Source organism: Dethiobacter alkaliphilus AHT 1, assembly GCF_000174415.1.
Taxonomy (GTDB): Bacteria; Bacillota; Dethiobacteria; order Dethiobacterales; family Dethiobacteraceae; genus Dethiobacter; species Dethiobacter alkaliphilus.
In genome coordinates this window covers 151,372-160,903 of the sequence record NZ_ACJM01000008.1, presented here as the reverse complement: position 1 = coordinate 160,903, position 9,532 = coordinate 151,372, and the positions used below count along the sequence as shown (strand labels likewise).

Genomic DNA, 9,532 nt, shown 5'->3' with positions numbered 1-9,532 from the left:
TTNTTTTTTATTGCTGTCTTTCAAACAGTTCTTCTGCGGAGAGATGCCCGCCAATGGAATCAAAGGGCTCACCGTTAATCAGAAAGCGAACTTTATAATCCTGGTAGCCATCAAACCCGGTGACGGTGTTAACTATACTGGCCACCAACAACGCTTCACTGGATGAGCCGCCGTAGAAATTGTCACGGATATTTTCGTTAAAGTTGATGGTGATTATGTTTTCTGCGGCGTCTACCCATAACACTTCGGTCTCCAGCGGCATTAAAACAACGGAATCCGGTTCTTGGGGCTCCTTTGTTAGCTCCCGGACGGCCAGCAGTATGGCCTCTTCACCTTGGGGCACTGTTATTTCCCGCTCTTCGGTAACCAGGCCCATTAATTCGCTGTCGGCATAGTACAGAGTAACCATCAGCTCCTCTCCCTCTTCCTGCATAGTTGCCGTGTTTTGAGGAGACTGCTGTGGCTGTGTGTTTGATGTGCAGCCCACAGCCCATAGCAAAGACAGAAGCAGCACCACCGAAACCGCAAAGACTTTTTTCATAGTAAGACCCCCTAATTTTATATGTATTTTCCTGATATAGTGTATGCAGTAATTATTAAACAAAACTGAAAAAGGTCTGAATTTCCTTTAACAGCTGTTAAAGTTAACACATAACTGTATACAATGGTTGTGGATGGGAAAAAGCGCGCCGGTAAAAGGCGCGCTTTTTTGTCCTGCTGTTTCAGTTATTTTCTTCTCAGAGCCTTCTGACCGATATCCTTACGGTAATGTGCTCCGTCAAAAGTTATTTTATCTACGGCGGCATAGGCCTTCTCCAAGGCAGCGGGGAGTGTATCTCCCCAGGCGGTTACGCCCAGCACCCGTCCGCCGGCGGTGACAATTTTTTTGCCTTTTTCTGCAGTACCGGCATGGTAGACGTAAACGTCATCCAGGGTTGCAGCGTCATCTAGCCCTTTGATTTCCTTACCCTTAGTGTACTTACCCGGGTAGCCGCCGGAGGCCATCACCACACAGGCGGTATGATTATCATACCACTCAATGGTCTCTTCGTGCAGACAGCGGTGAATTACCGACAGCATAATGGCAGAGAGGTCGCTTTTCAACCGGGGCAGAACCACCTGGCATTCCGGGTCACCAAAGCGCACATTAAACTCCAGCACCTTGGGGCCCTGGGCCGTTATCATCAACCCGGCGTAAAGGATGCCTTTGAAGGTTATTCCTTCCTGCCGCAGGCCGTCCACCGTGGGACGCAGTACTGTTTCTTCCACTTCAGCAAGAAGCTGGTCTGTCAGGATTGGAGCCGGTGAATAAGCTCCCATGCCTCCTGTATTGGGGCCGGTATCACCGTCGTAAGCTGCTTTGTGATCCTGGGAAGAAACCATGGGGACAACGGTGTTTCCGTCGGTAAAGGCCAGTACCGAGACTTCCTCCCCCTGAAGAAACTCCTCGATAATGACCCGGGCTCCGGCATCTCCAAACTCCTTGTCCACCATTATCCGCTTCACCGCATCTTCTGCTTCCTCTACTGTGGTGGCCACCACCACACCTTTGCCGGCAGCCAGACCGTCGGCTTTAACTACAATGGGGGCGCCCTTTTCTGCCAGATAGGCCAGGGCTTTGTCAGCGGAAGTAAAGGTACGGCTCTCGGCGGTGGGAATATTATATTTCTCCATAATCTGCTTGGCAAAGATTTTACTGCCTTCCAGTTGGGCCGCTTCTTTGCTGGGACCGAAGGCTTCCAGACCCGCTGCAGTAAAAGCATCCACCATTCCCGCGGTAAGCGGTGCTTCCGGACCAACCACCGTCAATTGAATGTCATGCTCCAGGCCAAAAGCTACCAAAGCTTCAATATTATCTACAGAAATAGGGACACACTCTGCTATTTGGGCAATTCCCGCGTTGCCGGGAGCACAGTATACTTTTTGGACCTGGGGGCTTTGCAGCAGTTTCCAGGCCAGCACATGTTCGCGCCCGCCACTGCCCACAATCAAAACACGCATATTTTTCCTCCTAATGCTTGAAGTAACGGGTACCCGTCATCATCATGGCAATTCTATGCTCATCACACGCCTGGGTGGATTCCTGGTCTTTCATGGAACCGCCCGGTTGGACAATACCTTTTACACCGGCTTTGGCTGCCTCGTCCACCGTATCGCGGAAGGGGAAGAAGGCATCGGAGGCCAAAACACTTCCTTTTGCCTTGTCACCGGCCTGTTCAATGGCAATGCGCGCCGCACCAACCCGGTTCATCTGCCCGGCACCTATGCCAATGGTCTGGCCGTTTTTCACCAGCACGATGGCGTTAGACTTGACGTGCTTCACCACTTTCATGCCAAAAATCATATCCTGAATCTGCTGCAGAGACGGTTTCTCGTTGGTCACCGCACCCCAGCCGGCGGAATGTACCGTTTCATCATCCAGCTCCTGCACCAGTATTCCCCCGGAAACTTTTTTCACATCCAGCTTTTCCCGTACTTCCGGCAGGGGAGCCTGCAGCACGCGAATGTCTTTCTTTTTGGTAAGGACAGCCAGAGCATCTTCGTCAAAATCGGGGGCAATTACCACTTCCAAAAAGATTTCACTCATCTTTTCCGCTGTTTTGGCATCCAGGGTACGGTTTAGAGCTACAATACCGCCAAAAATTGAGACCGGGTCTGCTTCAAAGGCCAGCGCATAGGCGTCATAAACATTGTTAGCAACCGCCACTCCGCAGGGATTGGCATGCTTTACCGCCACCGCCGCCGGCTCATTAAACTCCTGAACCAACTCCCAGGCTGCATTTAAGTCATTGATATTATTAAAGGACATGGCTTTACCATGTAACTGTTTGGCGCTGGCCACTGTTCCCGGGGCAGCGTTTGCTTCACGGTAGAAAGCCGCTTTTTGCTGGGGGTTTTCCCCGTAGCGCAAATCCTGGACTTTACTGTAGGGCAGTGCCAGTGTTTCAGGAAAGAGCGGTGCATCGGGAATTTGCTTGTACAGCCAGCCGGAAATCATGGCATCATATTCGGCGGTGTGGCTAAAAGCTTCCACCGCCAGTTTAAAGCGGGTATCGTCGCTTAGGGAGCCCTTCTCCCGCATTTCCGCCAAAACATCGTCATAGCGGCCCGGATTAACCACAATGGCCACATGTTTGAAGTTTTTGGCTGCGGAGCGGACCATGGTGGGACCGCCGATATCAATGTTTTCAATGGCCTGCTCCAGCGTGGCATCGGGCTTGGCCACCGTCTGGGCAAAGGGATACAGGTTAACCGCCACCAGTTCAATGGAACCGATACCATGCTCCTGCATCTGCTCCAGATGTTCATTTAAGTCGCGGCGGGCCAGAATTCCGCCGTGTACTTTAGGATGGAGGGTTTTAACACGGCCGTCCAATATCTCGGGGAACCCGGTAATATCGGAAACGCTTTTTACCGGCACATCGGCATCCGCCAACGCTTTTTTGGTTCCACCGGTGGAGATGATGGTGAATCCCTGCTCTACCAGTCCTTTGGCGAAATCCACCAGACCGGTCTTGTCCGACACACTCAATAAAGCCAGTTTAGTCATTAATAAAGCACCTTCTTCCCTCTATTTTAATCTTGTCCTGCACCCAGAGTTCTATAGCCCGAGGGTAAAGCCTGTGCTCCAGCTCATGAATTCTCTCGTGCAGGCTCTCCTCGGTATCACTGTCATATACCGGTACGGCCTCCTGCAAAATGATGGGGCCTGTATCCATGCCTTCATCCACAAAATGGACGGTACATCCGGCAACTTTCACACCGTACGCCAGGGCGTCTCTTACGCTGTGTGCGCCAGGAAATGCCGGCAGGAGGGACGGATGGATATTTAAGATGCGGTTGGGATAAGCTGCAACGAAATGCGGAGTCATCAGCCGCATAAAACCGGCCAGCACAACCAGGTCGATTTGTTGTTCGGTAAGGTATGTAACCAGATCCCGGTCGTATTCTTCCCGGGACTGGTAGTTTTTAGAGCTTTGATGTTTGACAGGAATACTCTTTTGTCGGGCACGCTCCAGAGCGTAGGCGTTTTTGCGGTCACTGATGACCACCGCCACCTCAGCATTTGTAATATCCCGGCGTTCTATGGCATCCATAATGGCCTGCAGGTTACTGCCGCTTCCCGAGGCCAGTACTGCAATTCTTTTCATTGGCTTCCTCCCCCTTCGGAGGTGTTATCTTTAGAGAATGCGCACACCGGCTTCAGAGGTGACCTCACCCAGGGTAAGCGGGTTTTCGCCGGCATTCTCCAAAATGTCTGTGGCCTGCTTTGCTTCCTCCCGGGGCACGATGAGGACAAAGCCGATTCCCATATTGAAAGTGCGGAACATATCTTCTGTGGGCACATCACCCTGCTTTTGGATTAGAGTAAAGACCGGCGGCACCGTCCAGACCTGTTTTAGGGTGGCACCCAGGCCTTCAGGCAAACAGCGCGGTACGTTTTCCGGCAAACCGCCGCCGGTGATATGGGCCATGCCTCGCACATTAACTTTGGCCAGCACATCCAAGACGGCCCGTACATAGATTTTGGTGGGCGTTAGCAACTCCTCACCCAAAGCTTTTCCCAGTTCAGGAATATGTTGGTCCACCGCAAATCCGGCCTTCTCCAACAGGACTTTACGGGCCAGGGAGAAGCCGTTGCTGTGCAGTCCCGCCGAGGGCAGCCCGATAACCACATCCCCCGGCTTGGCTAAACTGCCGTCCACTATTTTGGCCTTATCTGCCACACCCACGGCAAAGCCGGCCAGATCATACTCGCCATCGGGATAAAAACCGGGCATTTCCGCCGTTTCTCCACCAATCAGGGCACAGCCGGCCTGGCGGCAGCCGGCGGCTACACCGCCCACAATATCCGCCACTTTGCCGGGCTCCAGACGGCCCACCGCCAGATAGTCCAGGAAAAAAAGCGGTTCGGCGCCCTGCACCACAATATCATTAACACACATGGCCACCGCATCCTGGCCCACGGTATCATGTTTATCCATGAGAAAAGCAACCTTTAGTTTGGTACCAACACCGTCGGCGCCGGATACCAACACCGGTTCCTGATACTTCTTGGTGTCCAGTGCAAAGAGGCCGCCAAAGCCGCCGATATCGGTAAGAACTTCAGGGCGGTGGGTAGAGCGCACATGCTTTTTCATCAGACGAACCGCCTCATTACCGGCATCAATGTCTACTCCCGCATCTTTATATGTGTACGCCACAGCCGCCGCACCCCCCGTCGTCTTCTTCATACTCCAGTAGTTTACCCGATTTTTTGCAGGCCACTTCAATGGGATAGCGGCCGCTGAAACAGGCTGTACAGAAACCTTCCACCGGGAGGTTCATGCTTTCCAGCATTCCCTCTTCGCTTAGAAAGCCCAGTGAATCGGCACCAATATACTTAGCAATCTCATCCACATTCATTTGCGCTCCAATGAGCTCCCCGGAAGTTGAGGTGTCAATTCCGTAAAAACAGGACGAGGTGACCGGTGGTGAGCTGATACGCACATGAACTTCTTTGGCACCGGCATTGCGCAGCATCTCAATAATACGGGTGGAAGTGGTGCCGCGAACAATGGAATCGTCCACCATTACCACCCGTTTGCCTTCCACAATCTGGCGCACCGGATTTAGCTTAAGCCGCACGCCCAGGTCACGAATCTCCTGACTAGGCTGGATAAAGGTGCGGCCAATATAGCGGTTTTTAACAAAACCCAACTCGTAAGGCAGACCCATCTGCTCCGCCACCCCGGAGGCAGCTGAGAGGGAAGAATCGGGGACCCCGGTGACAATATCTGCTTCCACCGGGTGCTCCTCTGCCAGGCGCCGGCCCAGGCGCTTGCGCACCATATGGACGTTGCGGCCGTGCAGATTGCTGTCGGGCCGGGCAAAATAAATAAATTCAAAAGCACAGAGGGAATGAATTTTATTCTCCGTGTAACGCTGGGCATGAACGCCGTCTTTATCGATGACCACCATCTCGCCCGGCTCAATGTCCCGGACAAACTCGGCGCCTACAGTATCAAAGGCACAAGTCTCTGAGGCCAGCACATAACCGTTGGCAGTTTTGCCCAGCGATAAGGGGCGAATGCCGTGTGGGTCACGCAGTCCCACCAATTTTTCCGGCGTCATCAGAATCAGACTGTACGCACCGCGCAGCCGCGGCAGCGATTTTTTCAGGGCATCCACCACATCCTTCTCGCCGGAACGGGCTATAAGATGGGCAACCACTTCACTGTCGGTGGTGGCCTGAAAAATAGAACCCTCGTCCTCCAACTCCAGGCGCAGTTCCCGGCCGTTAACCAGATTGCCGTTGTGCACAATGGCCAGAAAACCGTTTCGGGAGCGGACTAAAAGGGGTTGCGCATTGACCAGCAGGCTGGAACCGCTGGTGGAATAACGGACATGGCCCACCGCAGCTTGTCCCTGTAGCCGGTCAAACTTGGATGTGTCATGAAACACTTCCGAGACCAGGCCCATCCCCTTTTCCCCACGGATTATTTTACCGTTGGAAACGGCAATGCCCGCGCTTTCCTGTCCCCGGTGCTGCAGGGCGTACAGGCCGTAATAGGTGAGCTGGGCCACATTGCTCCCGGGAGCATAAATACCAAACACACCGCATTCCTCTCGCATTTTGTCATCCATTATATCTATTTCATTAAACATGTAATAGCCTCCCGCCATGCGTCTTTCATTTTTGTTAAGGGGAGATTTAACACGCTACGGCCATCCACTGCAACCTGCAGCTTTTCGCCGCCGGTTTTCCCAATGACGGTTGCGGGCACATTTTCCGTTGCCGCCATAGCCAATAAGGCTGCCGCGTTGTCCTGTGATGTGCTGATAAGCACCCTGGACTGGCTTTCCCCAAACAGCAGACTGTCCAGCCGCAGGTTGTTATTTTTCAGCTCCACAGCGGCACCCAGGTCACTACCAAAACAGCATTCCGCCAGTGCCACCGCCACACCACCTTCAGAAAGGTCATGGGCCGACTTGGCCAGTCCCTGACGAATGGCGGCCAACACGGTCTTTTGCAGAGCCTTCTCTGTGTTCAGATCCAGCGCCGGGGGCGCGCCCTGAACCCTGTTGTGCAGGGTGGCCAGATATTCGCTGCCGCCCAACTCCTCATAGGTTTGGCCCAGCAGGATAATGGCATCGCCTTCATCTTTCCATTCCTGTGTGCAGCGTTTCTGGACATCATCCAATAAACCTACGATACCCACTGTTGGTGTGGGATAAATTGCTTCACCGTTTGTTTCATTATAAAAGGAAACATTGCCGCCGATCACCGGAGTATCAAAGGCCAGACAGGCTTCACTCAGGCCTTCCACAGCTTTGCGGAACTGCCAGAAAATCTCCGGCTTCTCCGGATTGCCGAAGTTCAGGCAGTCGGTAACCGCCAGCGGTTCACCGCCGCTGCAGACCACGTTCCTGGCCGCTTCCGCCACGGCAATCTTGCCGCCGGTATAGGGGTCAAGATAGACGTAACGGGAGTTACAGTCGGTGGTCATGGCCAGCCCTTTTTCGGTGCCGCGGATACGCAGTACCGCCGCATCGGAGCCGGGCAGCACCACGGTGGATGTTCGCACCATATAGTCATACTGGCGCCAGACCCATTCCTTGCTGGCAATGTTGGGGGAAGCAAGCAGCTTTAAAAGTGCCTCCTCCGGCTTTTGCACATCCGGGATTTCTGTCAAATCCAGGCTGGCGGCGGTTTTCAGATATGCCGGCTCATTGTAGGCAGGACAATAGATTGGCGCATCTTCTGCCAGGCTGCGGGCCGGCACTTCTGCCACCACTTCACCGCCCATGTGCACCCGCAGGATGCCGTCGTCGGTGACACGGCCAATGGTGGTGGAGGTCAGGCCCCAACGCTCAAATACGGCATGCACTTTGGCTTCTTTATCCGGTGTGACCACCATCAGCATCCGCTCCTGGGACTCGGAAATCATAATTTCGTACGGTGTCATCCCTTCCTCACGGCAGGGAACACGGTCCAGCTCAATTTCCAGGCCGGTTCCGGCCCGGCTGGCCATTTCCGAAGTGGCACAGGTAAGTCCGGCACCGCCCAGATCCTGAATACCCACCACGTCATCGTTATTGATTAACTCCAGGCAAGCTTCCAAAAGCAGCTTTTCCATAAAAGGATCTCCAACCTGTACTGCGGGCCGCTTTTCTTCCGAAGCCTCGCTTAACTCCTCAGAAGCAAAAGTCACACCGTGCATTCCGTCACGGCCGGTGCGGGCACCCACCAGTATTACCGGATTGCCAACGCCGGCGGCCTGGCCCTTTTTAATCTTGTCCACTTCAATTAATCCCACACACATGGCATTAACCAGCGGATTACCCTGATAGCAGGGATCAAAGTATACTTCACCGCCTACGGTGGGAATGCCGATACAGTTGCCGTAACCGGCAATACCGGAGACCACACCGCCGAAAATATGGCGCACATGGGCATCATCCAGCGTTCCGAAGCGCAGCGAGTTTAATGAAGCAATGGGCCGCGCCCCCATGGTAAAAATATCGCGGATAATGCCGCCCACTCCGGTGGCAGCGCCTTGGTACGGTTCAATGGCCGAGGGGTGATTATGAGACTCCACTTTAAAGCACACCGCCAGGCCGTCGCCGATATCCACAATCCCGGCATTTTCCCCGGGACCCTGCAGGACACGCTCCCCTTTAGTAGGGAAGGTCTTTAAAACATCCTTGGAATTTTTATAGGAACAGTGTTCCGACCACATGACGCTGTACATACCCAGCTCCACATAGTTGGGGTCACGGTCCAAAACATTGACAATCATCTGGTACTCTTGGTCTTTTAAGCCCATTTTACGCCAGTCTTCAGGTCTCATCGTCCGCCCTCCCCGTGTCTGAGCAAAGATTCAAAGATGTGCAGGCCGTCGGCAGACCCCAGAGACAACTCTCCCGCTCTCTCGGGGTGAGGCATCATCCCCAATACATTACGCGTTTCATTGCAGACGCCGGCAATATTGTAGGTGGATCCGTTGGGGTTGGCGGTATCGGTAATCTCACCGCTCTCGGTGGCATAGCGGAAAACAATCTGGCCGCCCGCTTCCATCCGCCGCAGCGTATCTGCATCCACATAGTAGTTACCCTCACCGTGTGCCACGGGAATCTTCAGCGGCTTTTTGCCGGCGATTCCCCGGGTAAACGGAGTATCCCGGTTCTCCACCATCAGATGGGTGAACTGGCAGCGAAACTGCAGGTTAGTATTTCTGTACAGTGCCCCGGGAAGTAAACCGGCCTCCAAAAGTACCTGAAAGCCATTACAGATTCCCATTACCAAGCCGCCGCGGCGGGCAAAATCCACCACCGCTTTCATCACCGGCGAAAAGCGGGCGATGGCACCGCAGCGCAGGTAATCACCGTAGGAAAAACCTCCGGGGAGAATTATGCAATCCAAGCCGTCAATGTTTTCATCTTGGTGCCAGATGTAATCCACCGGCTGCTTCAGGACGTCTTTGACCAAATGATAGGCGTCCAGGTCACAGTTGGAACCCGGAAAAACAACCACGCCAAATTTCATTAT

General features: G+C 53.6%; 8 protein-coding genes. All 8 read right to left on the bottom strand.

The genetic code is table 11. The annotated features are described in order from the left end of the window. Window positions 1-7: 7 nt before the first annotated feature. The 8 genes from DEALDRAFT_RS09200 to purQ all read right to left on the bottom strand — a co-directional run bounded on the left by DEALDRAFT_RS09200 (window position 8) and on the right by purQ (window position 9,529). Window positions 8-541 carry a GerMN domain-containing protein gene (locus DEALDRAFT_RS09200; protein WP_008516836.1) on the bottom strand — a complete coding sequence of 178 codons (534 nt, stop codon included), beginning with the start codon at window positions 539-541 and terminating at the stop codon, window positions 8-10. A gap of 185 nt (window positions 542-726) precedes the next feature. Continuing rightward, a complete protein-coding gene (purD, locus tag DEALDRAFT_RS09195; RefSeq protein WP_008516834.1) occupies window positions 727-2,001 on the bottom strand; it encodes a phosphoribosylamine--glycine ligase in 1,275 nt (424 codons plus the stop codon). Between the two features lie 10 nt (window positions 2,002-2,011). After that, window positions 2,012-3,550 (bottom strand): bifunctional phosphoribosylaminoimidazolecarboxamide formyltransferase/IMP cyclohydrolase, encoded by a 1,539-nt coding sequence (purH, locus tag DEALDRAFT_RS09190; RefSeq protein WP_008516832.1) that lies wholly within the window; start codon window positions 3,548-3,550, stop codon window positions 2,012-2,014. Next, entirely contained in the window at window positions 3,543-4,151 is a 609-nt protein-coding gene (purN, locus tag DEALDRAFT_RS09185; RefSeq protein ID WP_008516829.1) for a phosphoribosylglycinamide formyltransferase, read from the bottom strand. The genes purH and purN overlap by 8 nt, the downstream gene beginning before the upstream one ends. Window positions 4,152-4,181: 30 nt before the next feature. Continuing rightward, on the bottom strand, window positions 4,182-5,234 hold the full coding sequence (purM, locus tag DEALDRAFT_RS09180) for a phosphoribosylformylglycinamidine cyclo-ligase (RefSeq protein WP_050780802.1): 1,053 nt from the start codon (window positions 5,232-5,234) through the stop codon (window positions 4,182-4,184). Continuing rightward, a complete protein-coding gene (purF, locus tag DEALDRAFT_RS09175) occupies window positions 5,188-6,648 on the bottom strand; it encodes an amidophosphoribosyltransferase (RefSeq protein ID WP_008516825.1) in 1,461 nt (486 codons plus the stop codon). The genes purM and purF overlap by 47 nt, the downstream gene beginning before the upstream one ends. Continuing rightward, window positions 6,633-8,834, bottom strand: a complete 2,202-nt coding sequence (gene purL, locus DEALDRAFT_RS09170; protein ID WP_008516824.1) for a phosphoribosylformylglycinamidine synthase subunit PurL — start codon at window positions 8,832-8,834, stop codon at window positions 6,633-6,635. Before purL ends, purF begins: the two co-directional genes overlap by 16 nt. Beyond that, window positions 8,831-9,529 carry a phosphoribosylformylglycinamidine synthase subunit PurQ gene (purQ, locus tag DEALDRAFT_RS09165; protein WP_008516822.1) on the bottom strand — a complete coding sequence of 233 codons (699 nt, stop codon included), beginning with the start codon at window positions 9,527-9,529 and terminating at the stop codon, window positions 8,831-8,833. The genes purL and purQ overlap by 4 nt, the downstream gene beginning before the upstream one ends. Between the last annotated feature and the right edge of the window lie 3 nt (window positions 9,530-9,532).

Excerpts from the sequence above, each read along its gene's own strand:
- DEALDRAFT_RS09200 (WP_008516836.1), bottom strand. The coding sequence starts at position 541 with ATGAAAAAAGTCTTTGCGGTTTCGGTGGTGCTGCTTCTGTCTTTGCTA.
- purD (WP_008516834.1), bottom strand. The coding sequence starts at position 2,001 with ATGCGTGTTTTGATTGTGGGCAGTGGCGGGCGCGAACATGTGCTGGCC.
- purH (WP_008516832.1), bottom strand. The coding sequence starts at position 3,550 with ATGACTAAACTGGCTTTATTGAGTGTGTCGGACAAGACCGGTCTGGTG.
- purN (WP_008516829.1), bottom strand. The coding sequence starts at position 4,151 with ATGAAAAGAATTGCAGTACTGGCCTCGGGAAGCGGCAGTAACCTGCAG.
- purM (WP_050780802.1), bottom strand. The coding sequence starts at position 5,234 with ATGAAGAAGACGACGGGGGGTGCGGCGGCTGTGGCGTACACATATAAA.
- purF (WP_008516825.1), bottom strand. The coding sequence starts at position 6,648 with ATGTTTAATGAAATAGATATAATGGATGACAAAATGCGAGAGGAATGC.
- purL (WP_008516824.1), bottom strand. The coding sequence starts at position 8,834 with ATGAGACCTGAAGACTGGCGTAAAATGGGCTTAAAAGACCAAGAGTAC.
- purQ (WP_008516822.1), bottom strand. The coding sequence starts at position 9,529 with ATGAAATTTGGCGTGGTTGTTTTTCCGGGTTCCAACTGTGACCTGGAC.